Raw genomic sequence first — 26215 nt, forward strand, 5'->3', positions numbered from 1 at the left:
AATAATTCAGGAGAGATATGAGGCATCAAGCATTTCCCGGTAATACCGTATCAACTTATCTGTTACACCTTCTACATTGTGATGCCGCTCTACCAGTGCACGTGCATTAGCGCCTATTTTGCGACAGAACGATTCATCAGTGATACAACGCCTTATAGCATCATAAAAGTCTTCGCGATTGTCTGCAATCAAAATATCATGACCATCCTCATAATCTATCCCTTCGGCACCCAAAGTTGTTGATATGATGCATTTCTGCATGGCCATACCCTCCACTATTTTAACACGCATACCACCACCGGAAAGCAGCGGCACTATCATAATGGATTTGTTATTTACAAAATCAAGCGCGTCATCTACTTCACCCTGTATATAAATTTTTCCGGGCACTTCGTAATCGTCAAACTCTTCCGGTATATCGCTCCCTGCAAGGTAGAAGCGCACCCGCAGGTCATTGCCGGTTAAATCTGCATGAAAATTATCTATAAACCATTCTATCCCTTCGCGATTAGGCATCCAGGAAAGTGAACCTAAAAAGAACAGGCTGGGAAATTCGGTTTTTGTATGGTCGGGCGCGTAATTATGCAGATCGACACTTATGGGCAACACCTTAACCGGTATGTTAATATCATTTGAACGGATAAAGAACTCATCCTGCGGAGTGAAAACAATAATGCCGTCGAAATTATTAAGCTGCTCCAGTTCATAAGTTTTAATACGACGGGCCAGCATACCTAAATATATCTTTTTAAAGGGGTCGGCGCGCTGCTTTGAAAGCCTTGCCCATACCTGGTGCTCAATATTGTGCGCTCTGAATATGACTTTAGCTTTAGTACTCCTTCTTACAACAGACAGATATGGCGCTACAAACAAACCTTCAAACTGAATGATGTCATAGATATTTGTACGCAACTCGTCAGCTAAAACTTTTTCAAGCTCTTCATCAAAATACCGTTCTATTATATGAGCCGTTTTTCTGAAAAGATTTAAAAAAGCATCAAAAAAACTTACCGAGGTATCAACGTAATGCGAACGATAAGTTATTTTATCAAGAATAGCATCCCTATCCACAGGACGGTCGGTGAGCTTTTTATCTTCTATGGATATTAACGTAACCTGATGGCCGAGCTTTACCAGCCCCTTTATAGTGTTATACACTACAATAGGATATCCGCCGTTTTGCGGAAACAAAGTCCGGTGCGATAATATCAGTATTTTCAAGGAATAAAGTGGTTTGTTCCAAAAATACCTTAATTAAGCCTAACTATCAAGAATTTGACTTACAGGAACACTAACTAACAGAAAACTTCATTTCCAGTTGAGGTTCTGTAACCCGGAAACTGCGACGGTGATAGGGCGTATGGCCCATTTGTAAAACCATGTTGCGGTGCTTAATGGTCGGATAGCCTTTATTACTATGCCAATCATATTCAGGATGTTCGGCGGCTATTTTCTTCATATAATCATCACGGTAGGTTTTAGCAAGTATAGACGCTGCCGCTATGCTGTAATATTTAGCATCCCCCTCCACAATGCAATGGTGCGGAATACTTTGATACTTGTTAAACCGGTTACCATCTATAATCAGGAACTGGGGCTTTATTGATAGCATCGCTATAGCCCGGTGCATGGCTAAAAATGAAGCGTTTAAAATATTTATATTGTCAATTTCCTGGTTACAGCATGATGCTACTGCATATGAAATTGCTTTTTTTTCAACTTCTTCGCGTAACTGATACCTTACATCCTCAGTTAATTGTTTTGAGTCATTCAAGAGGTGATGATTAAAATCATGCGGCAGTATTACTGCCGCCGCAAATACCGGCCCTGCCAGGCAGCCCCTGCCTGCCTCGTCACATCCTGCTTCAATATATTCGTGCTGGTACCTGGCTAATAACATACTCCGTGCATAATCCTTTACCAAATATCTTACTTTTAAAAGTAATAGCTACCACTTGCAGCAATAAGATTTCAACATTTTAATGTGGAATATACGAACATTTATATTGCTTTTTTTATTATTGGTTATTACGTTTGCTGCAACTTACATAAATAACTCTACTTATAGTTGATGGGTACCCATGCGAAAAAGATAATTCTTTTTGATGATGATGATGATATACTGTCTATATGCACCTATATTTTAGAGGAGCAGGGATGGGAGGTGCATACCTTTGGTAATTGCAATGAAATTATCGACAAAGTATCAGGTATTATGCCCGATGTAATTTTAATGGATAATTGGATACCTGACACCGGTGGTATAGAAGCCACCCAGCGTTTAAAGGCTGATAATAACTTAAAACATATACCCGTAATTTATTTTTCGGCCAATAGCGATATTCAATCACTCGCAAAGGATGCTGGGGCTGAAACCTACCTTGCAAAGCCGTTTGATCTGGAAGAGCTTGAAGATGTAATTAACAAATTAATACGTTAACTACATTAAGCCCTGTGGCCTCCCGTTGCCACCGCCCCGCCGCTCATCGCTACCCGGACCATCTTGCCCTGCAGGAGCTTTGCCAGCAAACTTTTGAAGGCGAAGAGTAAATGTCAGCAAAAAATAGCGGCTCAGCCTGTTTGTATTTCTCTGCGTGGTTGTTATTCCATCATCTGACGATGAAAAACCACGGTTCTGATTGAAAAGGTCAAATCCCTGAAGCCTGATGGTGGCCATATTATTTTTCAGAAACCGCCGTTCTACATAAACATTTAAGATATTAGGATTGGTTACCGGCACATTGTAGCCATAGTTAACCTGGCGGGTAAAGTCATAGCTAAGCGTCCAGTCTTTCCAGAAATAGTTTTTGCCGTTAATACCCAGGTTAAGCGTACGTGCATTTGTGTTTTGACCAAATAGTGGGTTGTTATTATTGATGCTGCTTACGGTTTTGTTAATAGAATAACTGGTATTAAATTCAGTATCCATAACATCATCAATATTTACTCTGAAACGTAAGTTAGGAGAAAAAACCAGGTTTTTTGAGATATTCTTTTCAAAGGCAGCCGCCCGGTTAAGGCTATCAACTGAATTTGAGAACCCAATGTTATTGCTGTACTGTACCCTACCGCCTATTGATAAGGTATACTTCCGTTCGGCCCAGGGTTTTGAAAAAGCTGCAAAAGCCTGTGCGTTATAATAGCCACCTGTATTAGTGTAAGTTGTTAAGTTGGTGTTTTGCAGGTTCTTTAGCGAAGGGTCAGCCGCTAAGGCTGAGGCAGCAAATGTTGTTGGATAAGTGGTTGTTTGGGATACAACCTTATCATTGGTTTGCGTAAATGACAGCCTTGTAAAGAATGTGTTGCCCGACTCAAAACTAAAATTGTTAAACCTGATGTTGAAGTCATTTGTAAACTCGGGTTTTAAATTAGGGTTACCCAATACCGGGTACAGCGCGTTTGACAGATCGAGCACAGGCTGCAATTGGTTAAATGACGGCTGGTTGTTTTCCCCGCGATAATTTATATTCAATGACTTGTTACGCGAAAATTTATATGAGAACCGGGCTACCGGTACAATATTAAATGTATTACGTACTGTTTGCGGCGCGTTAACTGAGTTACCCCTTAACGATCCGGGCTGTACGCCTAATCCCAAAATGTAGTTATATTTTTCTTCTACAAACCGGTAGTTTAAGCCAACACGGTTGGTTGTAAACGTGTAGTTGTACCTGTTACTCAGCAAATCGTAACGGTTAAAGTCGGCGTCAGAATAATTTAGCGGCGGCACCGCACCGGTATAAGCTAACGTATCTGTACGTTTATCCGTGTTGGTTAACGATCGGTTAAAGGCATAATTGAATTCCAGGAACGACACTTTGCTTAACGGCTCAATGTAGGAAAAACGCGCACCAAAAGTAGAGGTCCGGCTATTGGTATTGACACGTTGATTTAAAGGTGTAGTTGGTACGCCAATCGTATAGTCATATATCGGGTTGTCGTAACGGTCGTTTTTGGCGGTGCTGTAATTTAAATTGATATTGAAGTTACGGCCCTTTGTATTAAACTTATGATTAAACAAGCCGCTGATACTAAAATTAGGCGAGGTGGTTTGAGTGAATGAATTAACTGTATAAGCAAGATTAGTTACATCACTTCTGGCCGACGAAACTTCGCTGAAACTACCTGAGGTATTATCAGCGTAAGAAAATGTGGGCACAATCTTGATATAATTCATACTATCAGGACTATATTCAATATTAAAGTTTAGCCTGTGATTAAGTACGCTGCTTGTATCAGAACTTGTTGAACGACTGGTAAGCGGGTTAACAAACCTGCTTAGCTGAAAATCATTGCTATTGGTATATGTAGTATTATCAGAGAAACTATAACTGCCGTAAATCGATAATTTTTTGCCGATCTCGTCCCGGAAGTTAATGCCAAGCGAACGGGCATTGGTAATGCCGTTAGCGTTAGTTGTTTGGCCGCTATTACCGCCCATTGCCCGCCTGCCACGGCCACCCCCTCCGCCAAAACCACCGCTGCCAAAATTGCCGCCAAAACCGCCGCCGGTTGCAGCACCGTAGCTAAAGGTATTTACATTGGTATTATTCAGGTTACCTAAAACAGCAATTTGCTGGTCGTCTTTAAACTTAAAAAAATTAAGTGTTCCTATGTAACGGTTTTTATTGCTAACTCCGGGATCATTAGGCAAGGCATCGCTGCCATCGCCCGCTGTGGCTTGTAACGAATAACCATAATTTTTATCCTCGCGCACATTGATATTTATAATTTTGGTTGCCTCACCTGTACGGATACCTGTTAGGTTGGCCTGGTCGCCGTAGTCATCAACAATTTGTATGCTTTCAATAATATCCGCCGGTAAATTTTTTGTTGCCGCCTGCAGGTCGCCACCATAAAAATCTTTTCCGTTAAGGCGCACGCGGGTTACCTGCTGACCCTGGGCCGTCACATTGCCGTCCTTGTCTACGTCAACACCCGGTAACTTACGCAGAACATCTTCCACCGGCGCATTATCCCGCACTTTATATGAACTTACTTTGTACTCAACGGTATCCTCCTTTAAAACAACCGGGTTTGCAGCTGCGGTGATAGTAACCTGCCCAAGCTGGTTACTTTCAAACTGCATAATTATCGGATCAAGAACCACAACACCGGTATCGGCCTCGAGCGAATACCGTTTAGCTATAGCCTGAAATCCGATGGAGGTTACAGTGATCCTTATTTTTCGCCCTTTTACTGCGCTAAAAGCGAAACTGCCATTCATATCGGCTGCTGTGAGCGTGCTATCGCCCTGTTCAGACGTTAATTTAACACTAGCGCCCGGTACAGATAATTTTGTCGAGTCTATTACAGTACCACGCACTTCTATCCCGTTTTGGGCATGTGTTGGAGTTAAAGAAAATAGCAGACAGCCTAATAACAGTAAAAGTAATTTCATAGTATTAATTATAAACAGTACGCCTAACAATCCTTAAAGACATTAGTTGGGCACAAATGTTTAATTATTAAATCCTAAACTGTTACAAATCATACTATTGTTACACAGGCTTCCGCTTTTATGTAATACACATGTGTGAATAAAATATAAATAAAAAAACATAACAAAAGGTTAAAGATTACCGTTTTAAAGGCACATCATCATTAACCTATGGCTAAATTAAATACATCCCTGCACGCCAGAGTGCACAAATGGATGAACACTATCGGATTCAGGCTTAATGCCTCACAAACAAAGGATAACGTTACCGTTAATCATTATTTTTTTGAAACCTTCAACTTTTTTGAGAAAGAGAAGAATAACGACCATTCAAAATCAAAGTTTCTTTGTTTTGATATGTACGGCGAAAAAATCCCGGTGCGATCACTTTTAGACCTCCAGTCGGCTTTTTTCGACAATATAAGTCAGCTTAAGTAAAGCACTATCTATATCCTGCGTTTTAAGGTAAGGATGACATTATCATACTTTCCATCATGGAATACTCTCAGCAGGATACTTGTGTTCTCGCGTGAGCGAAAAAGTTCGTCTATTTCTTCAAGCGTCATTTTAGTAACGGGCTTAAAGTTAATGGATACTATTTCGTCATTTTTCTCAAGGCCTATATCATAAGCTGGCGACCCCGGTTCCACACGGCTTATTATAACATGGCTGTGGTCATCGGCATAGCCGTAATATTCCAGCCCACTCATATCATGTTCAAACTTATCATGATAACCCCGGGTCTTTTTTAAATAAATAGCGTTTTCACTGTAATTAAAAACAACCTTAAACCGCTTTAGTATTCCTGTCCCAAGGTTGCCATCGCGTTTCACGGCAAGTTGGCGGGGGGTATTGGTGCCATCAGGTAATGATACCAGTGGGTCTTTTAGCTTAAACCCTCCAATATCAATCTCTTTTATTCTACTAATAAACCCGTTAATAGGCCCGTTAAGCCCTATTCCCAGATTACCCGATATAAAGCGGTCAGGCAGCCCTTTGGTTTTTATAATATTTTCAAGGGAAAGCGGATGCCCGGCACCCAAATCAATGATTAGTTTGCTTCTCATCGAACTGCCATCGTACATCGTCACGTTAGCCTCAATATAAGGCTTTTTCTCCTCTACGCTTATGGGTATTTTAGTGCCTTTTTTCATCAGCCGCATATCCGCAGGCCTGCAAACTGTAACAGTGCTGTCAACAAAATTTATTTCTACCGCCAGCTTGTTAAAAAACTCATAACCCAGTAAGCCATGTACAGGCATTCCTATAAAATTTGACAGGTTAAAATGATCTTTTTTTAATATAGCGGCTGCTACGTTGTGACTTTTTAATCCGGGTAGATCGATATTAAGGGGTGAAGTTATAAAAGCTTCAGAATCGCCGCCCTCACCAAGCCCGGGTATTTTAACGGTGCGTTTATTATTGATATTTAAGGAATCAACCAGCGCCGGTTCAGTAATAATCATAACGCCCACACCGGTATCAAGAATAAAGTTAAATGGTCCTTTATTATTGATATTCATTTGAATGAGCACCATATTACGCACATGCAGAAACGGAATTTTTACCCGTTTTCTGTCACTGTCGAGCTCAAAATGTTGCGCCATGGCACTACTGCAAAGCAAAAGCAGGCAGCAAACTACGGTTACACGCAGTGGCAAAAATTTATTAAAAGCTTCAACCATTAAAGGCTATAATTAGTATTTAAAATTACCAATAAATACTAACCGTTGCCTTTTAAATGTTATGAAGTTTTCGGATTACCGTTGTCATCGCAGTCAGGTTTCGAGGCATCTTCGTCGTCGCATTTAAGTGCTCCTTTTAACTCAGGATTTTGCAAGGGCATCTCGCTTACCTTTTGCTCAATTTCGGTTTGCCTCACTGCTACCGCATAAGGTGCCGGTTCAATTTTTGTCCCTAACGCTTCGGCATACACCTGTGTAAATTCAGCGCCGATATACAGTATGGCTGCCGTATAATATATCCATACCAATATAACTATAATTGACCCGGCCGTGCCGTATACCGAACCCTGCGCGGTATACTGGATATACATGCTTATTATATATTGGCCTATAATAAATAGTATAGCAGTAAAAATCGCACCTGAGCGCACCGTTTTCCATTTGATTTTGACATCCGGCAGCACCTTAAATATTATTGCGAATAATATTGATATAACAATTAAGGTGATAGAAAAATTGATGATAAACACCGTTGTTTCGCCAATAAAGCTTGGCAGAAACTCTTTTAGCTTAGTACTAATTGCGCTTATAACTACATTGACCAGTAATGATGCAAGCAATAAAAAGCCTAAACTTACTATAAGAGAAAAAGATAAAAAGCGGTTTTGCAGCATTTTTACCCACCCCTTTTTAGGCTTTGCTTTTACACGCCAGATAATGTTAAGCGAATCTTGTATTTCCAGAAATATACTGCTTGCACCCAGTAACAATGTAACTATACCAACGATTAACCCGAAACCGCTTTTACCGGCTATATCCTGACTTTTTACAGTTTGCTGTATTTGTTGCGTAGCCTGTGCGCCAATATACTCCTGTATCTGGCTATAAAAGTCAATTTGGTTTTGCCTGTCCTGTAAAAAAATGCCGGCTAATGACAGTACCAATATTAATAGTGGTGCTAAAGAAAATATGGTATAATAAGCCAGCGAAGCGCTTAGCTTCAAACCGTTATCATCTGAGAAGCCACTAAATGTAGCGACCAAAACTTTCCATAATTGCTTAAAATATTCTTTACTAAACATTTTCATAGTGCATCCCCGCTTTAAAAATCGGCAAACAATAAGCTAACAGTAAATTTTAGGGTAATGTTTGCCGTTAAAAAACCGTTTTACTATTTAACCTGAAGAGAAGATGGGTGAGGAAATTACAGACTTTCGAACGGGATATCCATTAGTTCATAGTCTTCCCATCCTTTAAAATCAAAATGCCACCATTCGGTGGGGTATACGGTAAAGTGATACTTTTCCATAATTGAACGTAGGAAATCGCGGTTCTTTATTTGCTGGGCACTTAAGTTAGTATAGTAAGCCCAGGCAGCTTTTTCAAAGCTATCATAACCTGTAGGCATGTCAAGTTCCTGGCCGTTTTTCAGGTCAATCAAAGTTAAATCAATGGCACAACCGCGGTTATGCCGGGATCCCTTTCTGGGATCGGCCACGTAGGTTGTATCTTTTGCTATTTCGTAAAATTTTAAGGTAACGCTATATGGGCGGTAGGCATCAAATATTTTTAATGCCATGCCTCTGTTTTTAAGTTCAGCCTGTACTTTTGCAAGAGCCTTTACAACTGGCAGCCGTGCAAATGCCCTGGCCTCCCTGTACACCTGCTGCCCGGTAAAATTGTTGGTTGTAGCATAGCGTATGTCAAGCTTTATGTCCGGAATTATTTGTGTTATTTCTACCAGCCTTCCTTTATGATTTTTATTAAGGTAAGCTTTATAACCCTTTAACCCGATTACTTTGCTGCTGTCAATGTATTTATAGGTTTGTGCCGATACTGTAAAACTTACTACAAACAGGTATCCTGATATCAGCCACCGTTTCATATCATAGGTTTGATACAACTAAAAGATCAAGTTCTTTGTGCTGGATAGAAAAACGCTCGGCTATGTGCTTGTTAGTGAGATGGCCCTGGTAAATATAAACCGCGTTACGTACGCCGGCATTCTTCCATACCACGTTTTTAATACCCCCGTTTTCGCCGATTTCTATTAAAATCGGGGCGAAAATATTGGTTAAGGCATAAGTAGCGGTGCGTGCCACACGCGATGCAATATTAGGAACACAATAGTGAATTACGTCATATTTTCTGAAAACAGGCTCGGTATGATTGGTCACTTCCGATGTTTCAAAACAACCTCCCTGGTCAATGCTTACGTCAATAATTACTGAGTCGCGCTTCATGCGGCTAACTGTTTCTTCAGAAATGATACAGGGGCTGCGACCATCTTCAGCACGTATAGCGCCAATGGCTACATCGCAGGTAGTAATTGCTTTTTCAAGTACAATGGGTTGTACAACCGATGTAAATACGCGGTTACCTATATTATTTTGCAGCCTGCGCAGTTTGTATATTGATGGATCAAACACCTTTACTTCAGCGCCTAAAGCCAACGCTGTGCGCGCGGCATATTCGCCAACAGTGCCGGCACCTAAAATAACTATCTCGGTAGGAGGCACGCCGGTTATACCGCCGAGCATCAAACCTTTCCCGTCAAACACATTACTTAAATATTCGGCCGCTATTAATATCGATGTTGCACCTACAATCTCACTCATAGCCCTTACTACCGTAAGCGAGCCGCCCTCGTCAAGCAGGTGCTCAAAACACAGTGCGGTTATTTTTTTAGCAAGCAGCGCCTGAAGATTCTCGGCCTTCATGGTGGCTATCTGTAAAGTAGATATCAGCAATTGGCCAGGCTTCATCATCTCAATCTCGGCCAAAGTAGGTGGCGCAATTTTGATGATGATATCAGCTTCATAAACTGATTTGGTATCGTAAACAATACGTCCGCCCTGTTCGCTATAATCCTTATCTAAAAAATTAGCAGCCTTCCCGGCATTGCTTTCCAGCATCACCTCATGGCCGTTGTTAACTAGCAATGCTACTGACAGAGGAGTAAGCGGTATGCGGTTTTCCTGGAAGGAAATTTCTTTTGGAATGCCAATGTAGAGTTTGTTCTTTTTCGTCTTTACTTCCAGCATTGATTCCTGGGTTTGCATCATGGCCTGTTTGGCCACGTCAGAAAACCCGCTGTATTTCCCTGAACTCATGGTATCTGTCAATTTCTGTGTGTTGAAGATAAGAAAAAAACTGTTTATGTAATTCTAAATATTCTCAACGTTTATTTCTCTTGTGCTGTTGCTCAACACCTTTACATTAACCCGGGTATAGTGTTCAGGCAAAAGGTCCGGAATCTTTTCCGGCCATTCAATAAAACAGTAACTGCCCGAGTAAAAGTAATCTTCGTAGCCCATATCCAAAGCTTCCGATTGTTGCTTTAATCTGTAAAAATCAAAATGATATATCCGGTCAACTTTGCCTGCATACTCATTAACGATGGCAAAGGTTGGGCTGGTAACCGCTTCTGCAACGCCCAATGCTGCGCATAATTCCTTTATCAGCGTAGTTTTACCGGCACCCATATCGCCGTAAAACAGGAATATCTTATTGTTGCCGGCATGTAATAAAAGTTGCGCAGCTATTGCACCAAGTTGATTTGTAGAAGTTACGGTTAAAAGCACTGTAGTTTATTGTTAATTATTATCACCGCATTTTTTTGAAGCATGAAGCACTTTTAACGTTATAAAAGACATTAAGAGACTGCTTCGCTCCTCGCAAGTGACATTAATAATAACTGCAAATTTAATTACTTAGGCCCATAAGTTACTATGGGAATGATCATTTCCTCAAGCGATATACCACCATGCTGGAAAGTCTCGTTATAGAAATTCACAAAATGATTATAGTTGTTAGGGTAAACAAAGTAGCTATCGTTTTTCGCAAATACAAAGCTTGAACTTACATGTAACTTTGGCAGCATTGCATCATGCGGGTTGCGTATATGAAATACTTCTTTTGCATTGAAATTTAAATTACGGCCTTGTTTGTACCGCAGGTTTGTATTGGTATTGCGGTCGCCGATAATTTTGCTGGGATTTTTTACCTTGATAGTGCCATGGTCGGTAGTAATTATTACCCGCACCTGTTTTGACGCCAGGAACTTTAACAGATCAAACAATGGCGAGTGCTCAAACCATGATAAGGTTAACGACCGATATGCGGCGTCGTCGCTGGCCAATTCACGAATCATTTGCATATCTGTACGCGCGTGCGACAGCATATCAACAAAATTGTATACAACCACGTTAAGCTCGTTATTCATCAGGTTGTTCACTGATTCATTTAACGCGCGACCTTCATCAATATTTAGTATTTTATGGTATGAATGTTTGCACTCTTTACGCAGGTTGCGTTTTATATTATCGCCTAAAAAATAATCTTCAAACAGGTTTTTACCACCTTCATCCTCATCATTTTGCCACTTATCACCGTACCGTTTTTCCATATCCAGCGGCATCAGGCCCGAAAAAATTGAGTTACGCGCGTATTGGGTAGCGGTTGGTAAAATACTGAAATAGGTATCCTCTTCCTCAAGCCTGAAGTACTCAGATATAATAGGATTTATTATCTTAAACTGATCGTACCGTAAATTGTCTATCAGGATAAAAAATACCGGTTTACCGTCGCCGCCTAGTTTAGGAAATACCTTTTTCTTAAACAGGTCGGGCGATATTACCGGTGCGCTGTCGGGATTTTTTATCCAGTCGAGGTAGTTTTTTTCAATAAACTTACAAAACTGGGTATTTGCTTCCGCTTTCTGCATGGTAAGTATCTCATGCATGCCTGCATCTTCAAGACGTTCAAGCTCAAGCTCCCAGTAAATAAGTTTTTTGTAAACATCTACCCATTCCTGGTAAGTCAGGTTATCGTTTAAGGTCATACCAAGCGTTCTAAAGTCCTGCTGGTACGCCATAGTGGTTTTTTCAGTTACCAGGCGCTTGTTTTCGGTAAGTTTTTTTATCGTAAGCAATATCTGCTTTGGATGCACAGGCTTTATCAGGTAATCGTCAATCTTTGACCCTATGGCATCTTCCATCAGGTACTCTTCTTCGCTTTTTGTTATCAAAACGATAGGCACATCGCTATTAAGGTTCTTTATTTGCGACAGGGTTTCTAAACCGGTAAGGCCAGGCATGTTCTCGTCTAAAAATACTAGGTCAAAATAGCTTTTTTTAAATTCTTCAATCGCATCATTGCCGCTGGTTACAGTGGTTACCTTATAACCCTTTTCATTTAAAAAAAGCACGTGTGGTTTTAAAAGGTCAATTTCGTCATCGGCCCATAATATTGTAGTATCCTGCATAATCCTTGTAAGTATCTGTGGGTTATAACTACAAAGCAACAGTTTTGTTGTCGATATTTAAGCGGCAATCAAAAAAAATAGCAATTATAAGGTGCTTTAATTAAGCATATTTAACACATTTGCACAGTTTTACTATTATATTGAATAATAAAAAAATTATAAACGACCCTGTTTACGGCTTTATCAGCATACCTGACGGGCTGGTATTCAGCCTTATTGAACACCCTTATTTTCAGCGTTTAAGGCATATTAAACAGTTGGGATTGACGCACATGGTTTACCCTGGTTCACTTCATACCCGCTTTCATCATGCTATTGGCGCCATGTACCTGATGGATATGGCTATCGAAACCCTGCGCAATAAAGGGCACTTAATAAGCACTGAAGAAGAGGAAGCCGTTATCATTGCTATCCTGCTGCACGATATAGGGCACGGGCCATTTTCCCACGCGTTAGAACACACCATAGTTTCAGGCATCAGCCACGAAGATATTTCGGCTTTGCTGATGACCAGGCTCAATGAGCACTTCCACGGCAGGTTAACCATGGCCATAGATATATTTAACGGCACCTACTCGCGCAGGTTTCTGCATCAGCTGGTATCCGGACAATTGGATATGGACAGGCTTGACTACCTGAACCGTGACAGCTTTTTTACGGGCGTTACCGAAGGGCTGGTTGGCTCAGACCGGATTATAAAAATGCTGAATCTGCAGGGCGATGAAATTGTAGTGGAAGAAAAAGGCATTTATTCGGTAGAGAAATTTTTGATTGCACGCAGGCTTATGTACTGGCAGGTTTATTTACATAAAACCGTAATAGCAGCCGAGCAGGTGCTGGCTAAAATATTGGTGCGCGCGCGTGAGCTAGCCTTAAACGGAAAAAAGCTTTTTTGCACGCCGGCCTTATGCCATTTTTTATATCGCACCATAAGCCGCGAAGATTTTATTCATGATGGCATTCACCTGGAAACTTTCGCACAACTGGACGATACGGATATTATGTCGGCAGTGAAGGTATGGATGGACTGTGATGATGTAGTGCTGGCAACTCTTTGCAGTAACCTGGTATACCGCAGGCTATTTCATGTTGATATAACCAATACGGCACCGGATAAGGAGGTAGTGAATGTGCTGTTGGATAAAGCAGCGGCGCATTACAACATAACCCGGACCGAAGCGGCATATTTTGTATTTACTGATACCATTTTAAATAATGCCTATCGTGCAGATGATACCAACATTCGTATATTGATGAAGGACAATAGAAGTATTGATATAACTACAGCCAGTGACAATGACAATTTGACGGCGTTATCAAAAACTGTAAAAAAATATATACTTTGCTATGCAAAACACTTGATATAAAATATGGGCGTTTGTATTGTTTGTTGCTTAAATATTAACATTTAAATTTGTAAGATGCAATTTACCGCGCAGCAAATAAGCTCAATGCTAAACGGAACTGTTGAAGGCGATGCTATGGCGACGGTTGATAAACTGGCTAAAATAGAAGATGCCACTGCAGGTTCGCTGTCATTTTTGGCGAACCCAAAGTATGAGCAGTATTTGTACACTACCGGTGCCTCGGTAGTTATTATTAATAAAGATTATGTATTGACAGGAGCGGTAACGGCTACATTAATACGGGTTGATAATGCATATAGTGCATTTTCGGTACTGCTTGAACAATACAACACCATCAAACTCAACAAAACAGGAACTGAAGATCCGCATTTTATCCACCCTACAGCTACTATTGGTAACAATGTTTACATAGGCGCTTTTGCTTATATAGGCCCTAATGCTAAAGTTGGCGATAATTCAAAAATATATCCAAACACATACATAGCCGATAATGTAGCCATTGGCAATAATGTAACCCTGTTTTCAGGCGTAAAAATTTACTTTGACTGCGTGATTGGCGATAATGTAATTGTACATTCAGGCGCTGTAATAGGCAGCGATGGATTTGGCTTTGCCCCCGCAGATGATGGATCGTACAAAAAGATTAGCCAGATAGGGAATGTAATTGTTGAAAACGACGTAGAGATTGGCGCAAATACAACGATTGACAGGGCAACCATGGGCTCCACTGTTATACATAGAGGTGTAAAAATTGACAACCTGGTACAGCTTGCCCACAATGTAGAAGTTGGCGCTGATACTGTAATAGCGGGACAGGCCGGTATATCCGGCAGTACGAAAATAGGCGAAAAGGTTGTGATAGCCGGTCAGGCAGGTATAGCAGGACATTTAACTATTGCCAACGGCACCATGCTGTCCGCACAAACCGGGGTTAACAGTTCAATAACCGACGAAGGCAAAAAGTGGGGCGGTACACCTTACACAACTTACCGGGACTACCTTAAAAACTATGTAAAAATACACCGCCTGTCCGAATTGGAAAAGCGGATTTCGGAACTTGAAAAATTGATAACTGAACTGCATACTAAGTAACACCGCAGCTATTGTTAAATAACTATGACGATAAAACAACGAACTATTAAAGCACCGGTTTCTGTATCGGGCACAGGCTTGCACACCGGCGAAAGCGTCACCATGACTTTTAACCCGGCAGCTGAAAATCATGGCTATAAATTCCGCCGGATTGATATTGAAGGGCAGCCAATAATTGACGCTGACGTAGATAACGTTACTGATACCTCGCGCGGCACTACTATTACCCAAAACGGCGCGAGCGTAAGCACAGTAGAGCATGTGCTGGCTGCATTGGTAGGGCTTGAGGTGGATAATGTATTGATTGACCTTGACGGGCCTGAAATACCTATTATGGATGGCAGCTCCATACAGTTTGTTGACGCACTCACCCAAACAGGTTTTGTTGACCAGGAAGCCGACCGTGAATATTATTACATAACTCACAACATACATTACACTGAGGAAGACCGTAAAGTTGAAATGGTGGCCATGCCGCTCGACGATTATCGCTTTACCTGTATGGTTGATTATAACTCTGACGTGCTGGGCAGTCAACATGCCAGCATTACTACCATTACAGATTTTACCAAAGAAATTGCTTCGTGCCGTACGTTCTGTTTTTTACATGAATTAGAAATGCTGCTGAAACACAACCTCATAAAAGGCGGCGATTTAAACAATGCTATTGTTGTAGTTGATAAAGAGGTAGATAAAGAAGAACTTGACACCCTGGCAAAACTTTTTAACCGGAAAGATATAAGCGTAGCGCCCCAGGGTATATTAAATAACATTGAGTTAAGGCACCAAAACGAGCCTGCCCGGCATAAACTGCTTGACATGATAGGCGACCTGGCGCTGGTGGGCGTTCCGTTAAAAGGCCACATTATGGCCGCCAGGCCGGGCCACGCCGCGAACATTGCTTTCGGTAAAAAAATAAAAGCGATTATCAAGAAGGAACGTAGCCGTAAGCACCTGAAGGTGTATGATCCTAACATGACACCTGTGTACGACACGGTACAGATTATGAACATACTGCCGCACCGGCAGCCGTTCCTGATGGTAGATAAAATATTAGAACTCACCAAAAGCCACGTGGTTGGCCTGAAGAATGTAACCATGAACGAGGATCTGTTTATGGGGCACTTTCCCGGCGCACCCTTGTTTCCGGGTGTATTGCAAATAGAGGCCATGGCGCAAACCGGCGGAATACTGGTACTGAATACCGTGCCCGATCCGGAAAACTACATTACGCTGTTTCTAAAAATAGAAAACGCAAGGTTTAAGGCACCTGTTACGCCTGGCGACACCGTAATATTCCGTTGCGACCTGATGCAGCCTATACGAAGGGGCATAGCCCAAATGAAAGGCGTAGGCATGGTTGGAGAACGTGTGGTAGTAGAGGCCGAACTTATGGCCCAAATTGTAAAAACAAAAAATAAAGAAGCATGATACAGCCGCTGGCATACATACACCCACAAGCCCGGATAGCCGATAACGTGGTGATTGAACCGTTTGTAACCATACATAAGGATGTTGAGATAGGCGAAGGCAGCTGGGTTGGCTCAAACAGCGTGATAATGGATGGAGCGCGCATAGGCAAAAACTGCCGTATTTTTCCTGGAGCTGTAGTATCGGCGCCGCCACAGGATCTTAAATACAAGGGCGAGCCAAGTACGGTAACCATTGGTGACAATACCGTTATACGCGAATGTGTAACACTTAACCGCGGTACAGCGCTTGATAAAAATACCACCACCATAGGCAATAACTGCCTGCTAATGGCTTACACCCACGTAGCGCACGACTGTGTGATAGGTGATAATGTAATAATTGCAAATGCCGTTCAATTGGCTGGCCATATTAATGTATATGATTACGCCTTTATAGGCGGCACGTCGGCTGTACACCAGTTTGTTGAAATAGGTGCGCATAGCATGATTTCGGGCGGTTCGCTGGTACGTAAGGATGTGCCACCTTACACTAAGGCAGGCCGCGAGCCTTTGTCATATATCGGTATTAATTCAGTGGGACTGCGTCGCCGTGGCTTTGCTGCCGAAACCATTAATGAGATACAGGAAATATACCGCATTATATTCCTAAAAAAATACAACGTCACCAAAGCGCTTGATATCATCGAAGCTGAATTTAACCCCACTATTGAACGCGACGAAATTGTAAACTTTGTACAAAATTCTCAGCGCGGTATTATGAAAGGGTTTGGGATATAATTTGTAGCTCATGGTTGATAGTTCATGGTTCATAGCCTGAATTATTGACTATGGTTTACCAGCCATGAACTATGAACTCAATGAAAATCACCCTCGAAAACATAGGTCGCCGGTTTAACCGCGACTGGATATTCAGGGGGATAAACCAAACCTTTATAAGCGGTGAAAGCTACGCTATACTTGGCCCCAATGGCTCAGGCAAATCAACGTTGTTTCAGGTACTAAACGGCAGCCTTGCGCCTTCAGAAGGTAAGCTTGATTTTTCTTATTCCGAGAAAGATGTAGATATAGAAAAGGTTTTCAATCACCTAAGCCTGGCTGCGCCTTATCTTGAACTGATAGAAGATTTTACCCTGGCAGAGGTAATAGATTTTCATTTCAAATTTAAAAAATACAAGCAGGGTATGGATCATGCGGGCATTATTGCTTTGCTTAACATGGAAACCAGTAAAAATAAACTGGTAAAATACTTCTCATCCGGGATGAAGCAGCGCCTAAAACTGGCCCTTGCCTTTTGCAGCGACACACCTATGCTGATGCTGGATGAACCGACATCGAATTTGGATCTGCAGGGTGTAGAATGGTACATTAATCTTATCGGTGAATTCTCGTCCGGCCGCCTTACTATCATCTGTTCCAACCAGGAGCATGAATACAGTTTTTGCCAGCACAGGCTGAATATTGTTGATTTCAAGTAGGTGATGGTTGATAATAGTCAAAAACCTGCTGCCCGTGAGTGTAGTTCTCTGTATTGCATGGTTTATAATCTTAACCAATTAAGCTGCAAGCTTATAAAAACACCACGAGTTACGCTACCTTAAACTCATGGCAGCCAAATGGGGTAAGTGAATAACTAAGTGGCTATGAACTATGACCATCTACTGTGAACTAAAACCCAAACTTGCAACTTTCAGCATAACTACCTAAGTTTGCGCCTCATATTTAAATTTATGTCGAAAGCATCTGAAGTAAAAAATGGCAATATTCTTCGTTTTAACGGTGAGTTGTTGCAAGTAGAAGAATTTTTGCATCGTACACCCGGTAACCTCAGGGCTTTTTACCAGGCGCGTATGCGTAACGTTAAAACCGGAAAGCTTGTTGAATACCGTTTCCGTACGGACGAAGAAGTAACTATTGCCCGTGTTGAAACAAACGACTATCAGTATTTATATGAAGACGGTGACGCGCTGGTTGTTATGGATAATACAACCTACGACCAGCACAATGTGCCAAAAGCCTTGTTTGGCAACGCTGTGAGATTTTTAAAAGAAGGCACAAACGTGATAGTAGCTTTTGAAAGCGACGAGCCCATCATGGGCCAGATACCAAGTTCGGCTGAGCTTGAAATAACTTATACAGAACCCGCGGTAAAAGGCGATACCTCAACCAACGCGCTAAAAAACGCAACCGTTGAAACAGGTGCCGAAATTCGTGTACCATTATTTATTAATATTGGCGATAAGGTGAAGGTAGATACTGCTACCGGTGCCTACGTAGAACGTGTTAAAGGATAATAAAATGGGCTTATTTTCAAGTTTGATGGGCAACGCGGGTGTTGCTAATCCTGCCGAATTAGAAAAAGACTACACACATTTGCTGATAGAAGGTGAAGCCATTGAAATTGGCTTTAAACTCATCCGGGACACTTTTATCTTCACTAATAAACGCATGATATTGGTGGATAAGCAGGGAATAACGGGGAGTAAAGTGGAGTACCTTTCCATTGCTTATAAAAGCATATCAAGATTTAGCGTGGAAAGCGCAGGCCACTTTGATTTGGATGCCGAATTGAAAATATGGGTATCGAGCGAACAAATTCCCAGCATTGTTAAAAAGTTCAATAAACAGGTTAATATTTATGATCTGCAGCGCATATTGGCGCAACACGTATTATAGTATCGGCTTAATTTAAAGAGAGAGATTTGTACAGCCCTGCATGGGTTACAAATCTCTTTTTTTTTGTGAAGAGATGACTATTTGCCGGGCACAACCTTGTTTGTTTTTTGCCTTCGTACATACAATTCATCTACTAAAACAATCACAATTGCCAGTAGCGGTGTAGCCAGCAATATACCCAATACGCCCGACAATGCCCCCATTAAAACCTGGCTGAGTATGGTTAGTGCAGGTGGTAAGTTTATCATACGCTTTTGTACCATAGGCGTAATAATATTGCTCTCCAGTATCTGTATCCCTATGTACATTGCCGCCAGTCCAATGGCCATATTGGGGCTTATGGTAAAGCCAAGGAGTACTGCCGGTATCATTGCTATCAACGGGCCAAAATTGGGTATAAAATTCAGCAGTCCTGCCATTAGCGCCAGGGTAAGCGCCATAGGAATACCCAGTATAGTAAGACCAATACCTGTTAATGTAGCAATGATGAACATGGCTAGCATCATACCTTTCAACCAACCTTTCAGCGAAAGACTAACCCTGTCAAGTACAACTTTGGCTGTTTCTTTTGCGGGTGGTGGTACAAGTTTCAAAATGCCGTCTTTGTATAATGAAGGGCTTACGGTAAAAAAGATGCCCAGGAACAGGATGATATATAAATCGCCAAGCACACCAAAGCTGGTTGTGAAAAAACTCTGCGCTGTGCCCATTAGCTTACCTGTATCATAGCCGGTTGCGCTTTTTAATATTTTTTCGCCAATCGTGGTTTTTTTCAGGTTATTCTGTGCATCATTTACTAAACGCGGAAAGTCGTCACTTAAGGCCGATATCTGCGCTGATATAGTATTGCCCATAAACCAAAATAGCAATACCACAATAAAAAACGTGCTGAATACCGATATCAGCATGCACGGCAATCGTTTAAGACGGGTACGACGCTGAATGGCATCGCCTAAGCCGTGAAAAAACACCGCGATAAGTGAACCTGCCAGCACCATCAGTAAAACGCTGAAAGCTACCCTTAGTATTAATATAACGCAAACTGAAAGGGCAAGTATGCCAACTACTATCCAAACTTTATGCGCGAAAGAAAGTTCGCTGTCTGCCTTACCGGTGGGGGTTTCTTTGCTCATTGCCATTGGATGGTTTATTTATCATAAAAGGGAGTTACAGCTCAATTGTTTTGAAACAGTAATGCTATTAAATGAGATGCCAACGACTTGTACTAGCAAACGGGTAGCAGCACCTGTATCTCCGTACCCTTACTTTCTTCAGAAAGGATGCCGATAGAACCTTTATGTAAACGGATGATGTTCAGTGTAAGGGGCAGGCCAATGCCGTGGCCTTCAAATTCATTGGTATTTGATGCACGGAAAAAAGGCTCGAAAATATGCTGCTGTTCTTTTAAAGGTATGCCGATGCCCTTATCGGCTATAGATATTAATATTCGCCCCCGTTCGGTAGTAATTTTTATATCCACGGGTTGGTTATTTGAATATTTACAGGCATTCAGTACAATATTGCTTACTGCCAATCGTAACAGGTTAATATTGCCCTCAGTGCATAGCTGGCTTTCATCTGCCGGAAAGGCAGAAAAGTCAATATCAATAACACTTTGTTCATCAATCTTCTTTACAGATTCTACCACGTCGAGCACCAGCTCATCAACCCTAATTTTTTGCCAGTTTTGCTTTTTACCATCAAAACCCGTTTGCGCTAGTCCCAGTAAACTAGTTAAAATATCTTCAAGCTTTTGGGCTTCAGCCAAAATTGTTTTTGTAGATAGTTTTACATCTTCACTTAAATTGCTCCTGGTAAGCAACAGTTCGGTTTCGCTGGTAATTATAGTGAGCGGCGTGCGCAATTCGTGCGAAGCATTACTCACGAAATTATTTTGTGTCTCAAAAGAAGTTTCAAGCCGGATAAGCATGTTGTTAAACGTTAACACCAACTCAGCTATTTCATCTTTGCCGTTAATTTCGGGCAATCGCTGGTGCAGGTTGTTGGCGGTAATATTTTTAACTTCTTTAATTATATTGCTAAGCGGCCGTATTGTATAGTTTGAAAAAACACTGCCGGCTAAGCTGGTTAAAACAGCGGACACTATAAAAATAATTATTAGTATCCGTCTTAGTTCAGCTAATTCCTTATAACCGTACGGGTCCGCAGCGCTTACCATCACTATGTACCGGCCTTTGGGGGTGTCAAAAAATTTGCCGGCATAAAAAAGGTTTCCGCGTGTGTAACGTGCCTTACCCTTCTTTAATATAGTAGTATAAAATTCGTCAGGTATATTAACCGGCTTTTTAAGTTCACGGCCGTTTTGGTCAGGTAACTTTATTAAATGGTCGCGTTCTTCCGCCAGCTTTTCCAGGTATTGCTTCCTAACGTCCTGGTACGCTGCTGACGTTTCGCCCGGATATAGGTTAATACGCGCAGCCAGGTTAACACGGGCCTCTAAACGTTTAAAAAAATCCTCAAAATTAAATTCATATACAAAATAAAAGATAGCCGCGTTAAGCAGCATTAAGCCCGTAGTTGAGATAACAAAAAACAGTAGCGTTATCTTGGCCTTTATCTTCATCCCTCTTCGCCCTTTAACATATAACCCATACCAAAAATGGTATGTATTAATTTAACGTCATGCTCACTATCAACCTTCTTCCGTAGATAATTCACATATACATCTACCACGTTAGTTCCCATGTTAAAGTCAATATCCCATACATTTTCAAGTATTTGTATCCGGGATAGCACCCGGTTTTGATTTTGCGCAAAGTACTCCAGTAACCGGTATTCCGTTGCAGTAAGGTTTATTGGCTTGTTATTGCGTTTAGCTGTTTTTGACTCTATATCCAACTCTAAATCACGTATCTGAATAATTGATTTAGCAATCTTTCCACCTTTTCTACGACGGATGAGCGTACGTATCCTGGCTTCGAGCTCAACAAACTTAAAGGGCTTAACCAGGTAGTCATCAGCACCGCTATTTAGTCCTGTTACTATATTTTCTGTGCTTGAAAGGGCAGTAAGCATCATTATGGCAATATCCTCATCCTTTTTTCGCACCTCGCGGCACACCTGCATACCGTTTATGCCCGGCAGCATCAGGTCTAATATAATCATGTCAAAGGTATGATTTAAAGCCATGTCAAGCCCCGTAATCCCGTCTGCAGCTACACTAACCTCCATGCCTGCATCGGTTAGTCCCCTGCTAATCACCGATACCAAACCGGGCTCATCTTCAATAAGTAATACTTTGATCATGTAGTAACTGCAAACACACAAAACTATACTTTTATGATTTGGTTTGCTTGTATTTCCATTTTTTTTACCTCCTATTAAAATCATTTTGTAAAAAGCACGTTCATAATTAATATTATTTATTAAAACTATGTCTGCAAATAGCCTTTTAATAATGTTAAGCGTACTTTTTTTCACTGGAAGCGCTAAAACACAGTCCTTACCCCTAAAAAGAGTATCCAAAACTTTGTATAGTACTATAATAGACATGGACCGGCAAGTATTTGAGGCGTACAACAAGTGCGACCTCGATAAATTCGAAGAGTTTTTTACCCGGGATGTCGAATTTTTTCATGACCGTACGGGTTACACTGAATCAAGACACGACCTGATGAAGAGTATGAAAAGCCTTTGTGAAAACGGGGGCTTGCTACGTCAATTGGTGAGTGCTCAGGTATATCCGTTAGATTTTTATGGTGCTGTTGAAATAGGCACGCATCGCTTTTATAAATTAACAAACGGAAAAAAAGAATTAATCAGCAGTGCCCGGTTTATAAACATCTGGAAAAAAGACGATGATGACTGGAAAATTGCCCGGGTTGTAAGCTACGACCACAAAAATCTGTAACAGCAATCATGCTGTAAATATTTCTAATTTCTATATGGCTTGGTACCCAAGTGGCAATGGGAAATTGGGGAGCGGTAAATTAGCCAAACAGTAAACCAAACACTTCCTCAATATTTCCCACCGTCTTTACATCAATGGTAGAACGCGAAAAATCAATACGCTTTTTATCGCCGGCCTTCGGGAGGTTATATTTTGAGATAAATATCTGTTCAAAGCCAAGTTTCTGCGCTTCAGCTATACGTTGCTCAACGCGGTTCACTGCCCTTATTTCGCCCGACAAACCAATTTCACCTGCAAAACACACCTTTGACGAGATAGGAATATCCTCATGTGATGAAATGATAGCGGCTGCCAGTCCCAGGTCGATAGCAGGGTCCTCAACACGGATTCCGCCGGTTATATTTAAAAAAACATCCTTTGCACCCAAACGGAAACCGCACCGCTTTTCGAGCACGGCCAGCAACATGCTCATTCGCCGGGTATCAAAACCCGTAGCAGTACGTTGCGGTGTGCCGTAGGCCGATGTGCTTACCAAAGCCTGGGTTTCAATCAGCATGGGGCGTAGTCCCTCCAGCGTAGCCGATATTGTAATGCCGCTTAATGGCTCATCTCGCTGCGAGAGCAAAATCTCCGAGGGATTTGAAACCTCGCGGAGCCCTTCACCCAGCATCTCATATATCCCCAACTCTGATGCTGATCCGAAACGGTTTTTTACCGCCCGTAAAATGCGGTATACATGATGGCGGTCACCTTCAAACTGCAATACGGTATCAACCATGTGTTCCAGTATTTTCGGACCGGCTATCATACCGTCTTTTGTAATGTGACCTATTAAAAATACCGGTGTTGAAGTTTCCTTGGCAAACCTGAGCAACTCGGCTGTGCACTCGCGGACCTGCGATACGCTACCGGGCGTAGACTCAATATGCGCCGAATGCAGTGTTTGTATCGAGTCAATCACCACAAGGTCGGGTTGCAGTTGTTCTATCTGCTTAAAAATGTTTTGCGTAGCGGTTTCAGTAAGAATATATGCGCCTGCCCTTCCATCTCCGGGTATATGAGCAGGCGAGTTACCGGCTTTCAGCTTTTCAAAAGCTTTGCCTTCAGGAGATGGCTGTGTCAATCTTTCGGCCCGCATTTTAATCTGCATCTCACTTTCTTCACCCGATACGTACAGCACCTTCAGGTTCGGCATATTAAGTGCCAATTGCAGCATAAGGGTTGATTTACCTATTCCCGGCTCGCCGCCTATCAATACTAACGAACCCGGTACCACACCGCCGCCTAATACGCGGTTAAACTCTTTGTCCGGCGTTAGTACGCGGTGCTCTTCATGGTAAGTGATGTCTGCTACCTGTACCGGCTTATTACTACGCTGTAAGCTGGTTGAAGGGGCTTTCCAATCGGGCACAGAAGTGCTGGCTTTTTCAATGATTTCTTCAGCAAAAGTGTTCCACTGCCCGCATGATGGGCATTTACCCAGCCACTTAGCCGACTCGTAGCCGCAGCTTTGACAGAAGTATGCAAATTTAGTTTTAGCCACTATCAGAATACCAGATTATTGAGTGCAAATGTGCAGATTTTATTTTTCTAATTTATGGATTTACTAAATATTTTAGCAGCCAAAATGTAAGACTATCTGAGCCCATCGCGGGGCTTAAGGCTCACAGGACATTGGTACGGGTATCAGTTGCAAATTTAAGTTAAACGTTACTTCTCAATCATGGCCACAGATTCAAAAAAAAAGATGTGCAGACGCTTTACCAGCATCTGCACATCGCAACTGTAATCTTAAATCGGAAATTACAGCTTTATCTCTTCATCCTTAGCCGAGAAAAACCTGAACTCGGTTATCTGGTATGATGGATTGGTTTTAACTTTTATCCATTGCTTGTACTTAAAGTACCATTTCATCTGGATATTGAACAGGCCTTTTTTAATGTAAGCCTCAATGTAGGGGTGTACGCAAAGCGTAATATTTTTTTCATTCTGCTCAACCAGGATATAGTTAAAATTATTCTCTATATCATCAAGCAGCAGTATGGTAGGGCGTATAGCCCCGGTACCGTGACATGTTGGGCACAGCTCACTGGTAACAATATTCATTTCGGGCCGTACGCGCTGGCGGGTTATCTGCACCAATCCGAATTTGCTTGGCGGCAATATTGTATGCTTTGCCCTGTCGTGCGACATTTCGGCGCGCAGGTAATCAAATAGTTCCTTACGATTGGCAGGCTTGTGCATGTCAATAAAGTCAATAACCACAATACCGCCCATATCACGCAACCGCAATTGCCGGGCAATTTCGCGTGCAGCTTCTTTATTTACCTGGAATGCATTTTCTTCCTGGTTCTCTTTATTGGCTGTACGGTTGCCACTGTTTACGTCAATAACGTGCAATGCTTCTGTATGCTCAATAACCAAATACGCACCGCCTGCAAGATTTACCGTTTTGCCAAAGGCGCCTTTTATCTGCTTTTCAATACCGTGATGTTCAAATATCGGTTCGCGATGTTTATGCAAGCGTACAATGTTCTCCAGATCGGGTGAAATATCGCGTACATACGAGCGCACTTCTTCGTGCATCGCGCTATCGTTAAGATAGATATTTTGAAAATCCGAGTTAAGCAGGTCCCTTAGTAAGGTAGAGGTACGATCAATTTCGCCCAGAATCTTTTTAGATGGCTCCACCGATGGCAGCTTGGTAATAAGTATTTCCCATTTGGCAATAAGATCAAGCAGATCCTTTTGCATTTCGGTAACACCTTTTCCTTCAGATACAGTACGGATAATAACACCAAAGTGCTTGGGTTTGATACTTTCAATTACCTTACGAAGTCGGTTGCGCTCGGTATTGCTTTTTATCTTTTTTGAGATTGATATAACCTCTGAAAAAGGCACAAGCACAACATAACGTCCGGCAATAGAAAGATCAGCACTTAGCCTGGGGCCTTTGGTTGATATCGGCTCTTTGGCAATTTGTACAGGTATAACCTGTCCCTTTGTAAACACCTCGGATATTTTACCACCCTTGTTTATATCTGCCTCAAGCTTAAAGTTATCTAAAAGCTTTGACTGATATCCCCCGCTACGTACCTGCTTGGTTAGCTTAAGCAGACTTTTAACCTGCGGACCAAGATCAAGATAATGCAAAAAAGCATCCTTCTCGTAACCAACATCAACAAATGCAGCATTTAAACCGGGCATTATTTTTTTTATTTTGCCCAAATAAATATCACCAACCGTATAATTGTTGGTAGTCTGCTCTTTATGAAGTTCTACGAGTTGTTTATCCTGTAGTAATGCAATGGTAGCTCCGTTAGGGGATAGATCGATAATAAGTTCTTTTATCAATTGCTACTCCATTTCTTCAAAGCGGCAACTAAAC

The 26215-nt window shown here is 41.7% G+C and carries 24 protein-coding genes; 10 read left to right on the forward strand and 14 right to left on the reverse strand.

Translation table 11 applies throughout. The features are described 5' to 3' along the window. Positions 1-6 precede the first annotated feature (6 nt). Together DJ568_RS07040 and DJ568_RS07045 are read right to left on the reverse strand one after the other, a co-directional pair. A complete protein-coding gene (locus DJ568_RS07040) occupies positions 7-1221 on the reverse strand; it encodes a glycosyltransferase family 4 protein (protein WP_114004551.1) in 1215 nt (404 codons plus the stop codon). Positions 1222-1291: 70 nt separating this feature from the next. Beyond that, complete coding sequence (locus DJ568_RS07045; protein WP_114004552.1) at positions 1292-1900, reverse strand: ribonuclease HII; 609 nt, start codon at positions 1898-1900, stop codon at positions 1292-1294. A 171-nt stretch (positions 1901-2071) separates the two neighbouring features. Between DJ568_RS07045 and DJ568_RS07050 the strand changes: the two genes are divergently transcribed. Continuing rightward, the gene (locus DJ568_RS07050) at positions 2072-2440 is read left to right on the forward strand and encodes a response regulator (RefSeq protein WP_114004553.1); all 369 of its coding nucleotides are present in this window, start codon (positions 2072-2074) and stop codon (positions 2438-2440) included. Here the strand turns inward: DJ568_RS07050 and DJ568_RS07055 are convergent, their stop codons facing one another. Beyond that, a complete protein-coding gene (locus tag DJ568_RS07055) occupies positions 2441-5401 on the reverse strand; it encodes an outer membrane beta-barrel protein (protein WP_114004554.1) in 2961 nt (986 codons plus the stop codon). A 210-nt stretch (positions 5402-5611) separates the two neighbouring features. Here DJ568_RS07055 and DJ568_RS07060 point away from each other — a divergent pair, with 210 nt between their 5' ends. Next, positions 5612-5878 carry a hypothetical protein gene (locus tag DJ568_RS07060; protein WP_114004555.1) on the forward strand — a complete coding sequence of 89 codons (267 nt, stop codon included), beginning with the start codon at positions 5612-5614 and terminating at the stop codon, positions 5876-5878. Between the two features lie 8 nt (positions 5879-5886). Here DJ568_RS07060 and DJ568_RS07065 read toward each other — a convergent pair whose 3' ends face one another. The 6 genes from DJ568_RS07065 to porX form a co-directional block, all read right to left on the reverse strand. Then, a complete protein-coding gene (locus DJ568_RS07065; protein ID WP_114004556.1) occupies positions 5887-7125 on the reverse strand; it encodes an aspartyl protease family protein in 1239 nt (412 codons plus the stop codon). 59 nt (positions 7126-7184) lie between these two features. Then, a complete protein-coding gene (locus DJ568_RS07070) occupies positions 7185-8213 on the reverse strand; it encodes a YihY/virulence factor BrkB family protein (RefSeq protein ID WP_114004557.1) in 1029 nt (342 codons plus the stop codon). Positions 8214-8329: 116 nt separating this feature from the next. After that, entirely contained in the window at positions 8330-9010 is a 681-nt protein-coding gene (locus DJ568_RS07075; RefSeq protein WP_114004558.1) for a M15 family metallopeptidase, read from the reverse strand. A 1-nt stretch (position 9011) separates the two neighbouring features. After that, a complete protein-coding gene (locus DJ568_RS07080; RefSeq protein WP_114004559.1) occupies positions 9012-10238 on the reverse strand; it encodes an alanine dehydrogenase in 1227 nt (408 codons plus the stop codon). Between the two features lie 54 nt (positions 10239-10292). After that, on the reverse strand, positions 10293-10709 hold the full coding sequence (tsaE, locus tag DJ568_RS07085; protein ID WP_114004560.1) for a tRNA (adenosine(37)-N6)-threonylcarbamoyltransferase complex ATPase subunit type 1 TsaE: 417 nt from the start codon (positions 10707-10709) through the stop codon (positions 10293-10295). 125 nt (positions 10710-10834) lie between these two features. Beyond that, positions 10835-12391, reverse strand: coding sequence for a T9SS response regulator signal transducer PorX (porX, locus tag DJ568_RS07090; protein ID WP_114004561.1), 1557 nt, complete (start codon positions 12389-12391; stop codon positions 10835-10837). A 140-nt stretch (positions 12392-12531) separates the two neighbouring features. Between porX and DJ568_RS07095 the strand changes: the two genes are divergently transcribed. From DJ568_RS07095 to DJ568_RS07125, 7 genes are all read left to right on the forward strand, one after another. Beyond that, the gene (locus DJ568_RS07095) at positions 12532-13758 is read left to right on the forward strand and encodes an HD domain-containing protein (RefSeq protein ID WP_114004562.1); all 1227 of its coding nucleotides are present in this window, start codon (positions 12532-12534) and stop codon (positions 13756-13758) included. Positions 13759-13812: 54 nt separating this feature from the next. Beyond that, positions 13813-14850 (forward strand): UDP-3-O-(3-hydroxymyristoyl)glucosamine N-acyltransferase, encoded by a 1038-nt coding sequence (lpxD, locus tag DJ568_RS07100; protein ID WP_114004563.1) that lies wholly within the window; start codon positions 13813-13815, stop codon positions 14848-14850. Positions 14851-14874: 24 nt separating this feature from the next. Next, positions 14875-16281: a bifunctional UDP-3-O-[3-hydroxymyristoyl] N-acetylglucosamine deacetylase/3-hydroxyacyl-ACP dehydratase gene (locus tag DJ568_RS07105; RefSeq protein ID WP_114004564.1), complete on the forward strand. Its 1407-nt coding sequence runs from the start codon at positions 14875-14877 to the stop codon at positions 16279-16281. After that, positions 16278-17060, forward strand: a complete 783-nt coding sequence (gene lpxA / locus DJ568_RS07110; RefSeq protein ID WP_114004565.1) for an acyl-ACP--UDP-N-acetylglucosamine O-acyltransferase — start codon at positions 16278-16280, stop codon at positions 17058-17060. Before DJ568_RS07105 ends, lpxA begins: the two co-directional genes overlap by 4 nt. An 80-nt stretch (positions 17061-17140) precedes the next feature. Continuing rightward, positions 17141-17758 carry an ABC transporter ATP-binding protein gene (locus DJ568_RS07115; protein WP_114004566.1) on the forward strand — a complete coding sequence of 206 codons (618 nt, stop codon included), beginning with the start codon at positions 17141-17143 and terminating at the stop codon, positions 17756-17758. Between the two features lie 252 nt (positions 17759-18010). Next, complete coding sequence (efp, locus tag DJ568_RS07120; protein WP_114004567.1) at positions 18011-18574, forward strand: elongation factor P; 564 nt, start codon at positions 18011-18013, stop codon at positions 18572-18574. A 4-nt stretch (positions 18575-18578) separates the two neighbouring features. Continuing rightward, complete coding sequence (locus DJ568_RS07125; RefSeq protein ID WP_114004568.1) at positions 18579-18956, forward strand: PH domain-containing protein; 378 nt, start codon at positions 18579-18581, stop codon at positions 18954-18956. Between the two features lie 77 nt (positions 18957-19033). Here the strand turns inward: DJ568_RS07125 and DJ568_RS07130 are convergent, their stop codons facing one another. The 3 genes from DJ568_RS07130 to DJ568_RS07140 all read right to left on the reverse strand — a co-directional run bounded on the left by DJ568_RS07130 (position 19034) and on the right by DJ568_RS07140 (position 22223). Then, complete coding sequence (locus tag DJ568_RS07130; protein ID WP_114004569.1) at positions 19034-20089, reverse strand: AI-2E family transporter; 1056 nt, start codon at positions 20087-20089, stop codon at positions 19034-19036. A 92-nt stretch (positions 20090-20181) separates the two neighbouring features. After that, the gene (locus tag DJ568_RS07135; protein WP_114004570.1) at positions 20182-21540 is read right to left on the reverse strand and encodes a sensor histidine kinase; all 1359 of its coding nucleotides are present in this window, start codon (positions 21538-21540) and stop codon (positions 20182-20184) included. After that, positions 21537-22223, reverse strand: coding sequence for a response regulator transcription factor (locus DJ568_RS07140; protein ID WP_114004688.1), 687 nt, complete (start codon positions 22221-22223; stop codon positions 21537-21539). Before DJ568_RS07140 ends, DJ568_RS07135 begins: the two co-directional genes overlap by 4 nt. Before the next feature lie 244 nt (positions 22224-22467). Here DJ568_RS07140 and DJ568_RS07145 point away from each other — a divergent pair, with 244 nt between their 5' ends. Continuing rightward, entirely contained in the window at positions 22468-22827 is a 360-nt protein-coding gene (locus DJ568_RS07145; RefSeq protein ID WP_158534891.1) for a nuclear transport factor 2 family protein, read from the forward strand. Positions 22828-22906: 79 nt separating this feature from the next. Here the strand turns inward: DJ568_RS07145 and radA are convergent, their stop codons facing one another. Together radA and DJ568_RS07155 are read right to left on the reverse strand one after the other, a co-directional pair. After that, a complete protein-coding gene (gene radA, locus DJ568_RS07150) occupies positions 22907-24370 on the reverse strand; it encodes a DNA repair protein RadA (RefSeq protein ID WP_114004572.1) in 1464 nt (487 codons plus the stop codon). 260 nt (positions 24371-24630) lie between these two features. Further along, positions 24631-26181 carry an Rne/Rng family ribonuclease gene (locus DJ568_RS07155; RefSeq protein WP_114004573.1) on the reverse strand — a complete coding sequence of 517 codons (1551 nt, stop codon included), beginning with the start codon at positions 26179-26181 and terminating at the stop codon, positions 24631-24633. Positions 26182-26215 lie beyond the last annotated feature (34 nt).

The organism is Mucilaginibacter hurinus (assembly GCF_003324525.1).
Lineage (GTDB): Bacteria > Bacteroidota > Bacteroidia > Sphingobacteriales > Sphingobacteriaceae > Mucilaginibacter > Mucilaginibacter hurinus.

Coding starts and splice junctions, on each gene's coding strand:
- DJ568_RS07045 (WP_114004552.1), bottom strand. CDS start 1,900: ATGTTATTAGCCAGGTACCAGCACGAATATATTGAAGCAGGATGTGAC.
- DJ568_RS07050 (WP_114004553.1), top strand. CDS start 2,072: ATGGGTACCCATGCGAAAAAGATAATTCTTTTTGATGATGATGATGAT.
- DJ568_RS07055 (WP_114004554.1), bottom strand. CDS start 5,401: ATGAAATTACTTTTACTGTTATTAGGCTGTCTGCTATTTTCTTTAACT.
- DJ568_RS07060 (WP_114004555.1), top strand. CDS start 5,612: ATGGCTAAATTAAATACATCCCTGCACGCCAGAGTGCACAAATGGATG.
- DJ568_RS07065 (WP_114004556.1), bottom strand. CDS start 7,125: ATGGTTGAAGCTTTTAATAAATTTTTGCCACTGCGTGTAACCGTAGTT.
- DJ568_RS07070 (WP_114004557.1), bottom strand. CDS start 8,213: ATGAAAATGTTTAGTAAAGAATATTTTAAGCAATTATGGAAAGTTTTG.
- DJ568_RS07075 (WP_114004558.1), bottom strand. CDS start 9,010: ATGAAACGGTGGCTGATATCAGGATACCTGTTTGTAGTAAGTTTTACA.
- DJ568_RS07080 (WP_114004559.1), bottom strand. CDS start 10,238: ATGAGTTCAGGGAAATACAGCGGGTTTTCTGACGTGGCCAAACAGGCC.
- porX (WP_114004561.1), bottom strand. CDS start 12,391: ATGCAGGATACTACAATATTATGGGCCGATGACGAAATTGACCTTTTA.
- lpxD (WP_114004563.1), top strand. CDS start 13,813: ATGCAATTTACCGCGCAGCAAATAAGCTCAATGCTAAACGGAACTGTT.
- DJ568_RS07105 (WP_114004564.1), top strand. CDS start 14,875: ATGACGATAAAACAACGAACTATTAAAGCACCGGTTTCTGTATCGGGC.
- lpxA (WP_114004565.1), top strand. CDS start 16,278: ATGATACAGCCGCTGGCATACATACACCCACAAGCCCGGATAGCCGAT.
- DJ568_RS07115 (WP_114004566.1), top strand. CDS start 17,141: ATGAAAATCACCCTCGAAAACATAGGTCGCCGGTTTAACCGCGACTGG.
- efp (WP_114004567.1), top strand. CDS start 18,011: ATGTCGAAAGCATCTGAAGTAAAAAATGGCAATATTCTTCGTTTTAAC.
- DJ568_RS07125 (WP_114004568.1), top strand. CDS start 18,579: ATGGGCTTATTTTCAAGTTTGATGGGCAACGCGGGTGTTGCTAATCCT.
- DJ568_RS07130 (WP_114004569.1), bottom strand. CDS start 20,089: ATGAGCAAAGAAACCCCCACCGGTAAGGCAGACAGCGAACTTTCTTTC.
- DJ568_RS07135 (WP_114004570.1), bottom strand. CDS start 21,540: ATGAAGATAAAGGCCAAGATAACGCTACTGTTTTTTGTTATCTCAACT.
- DJ568_RS07140 (WP_114004688.1), bottom strand. CDS start 22,223: ATGATCAAAGTATTACTTATTGAAGATGAGCCCGGTTTGGTATCGGTG.
- DJ568_RS07145 (WP_158534891.1), top strand. CDS start 22,468: ATGGACCGGCAAGTATTTGAGGCGTACAACAAGTGCGACCTCGATAAA.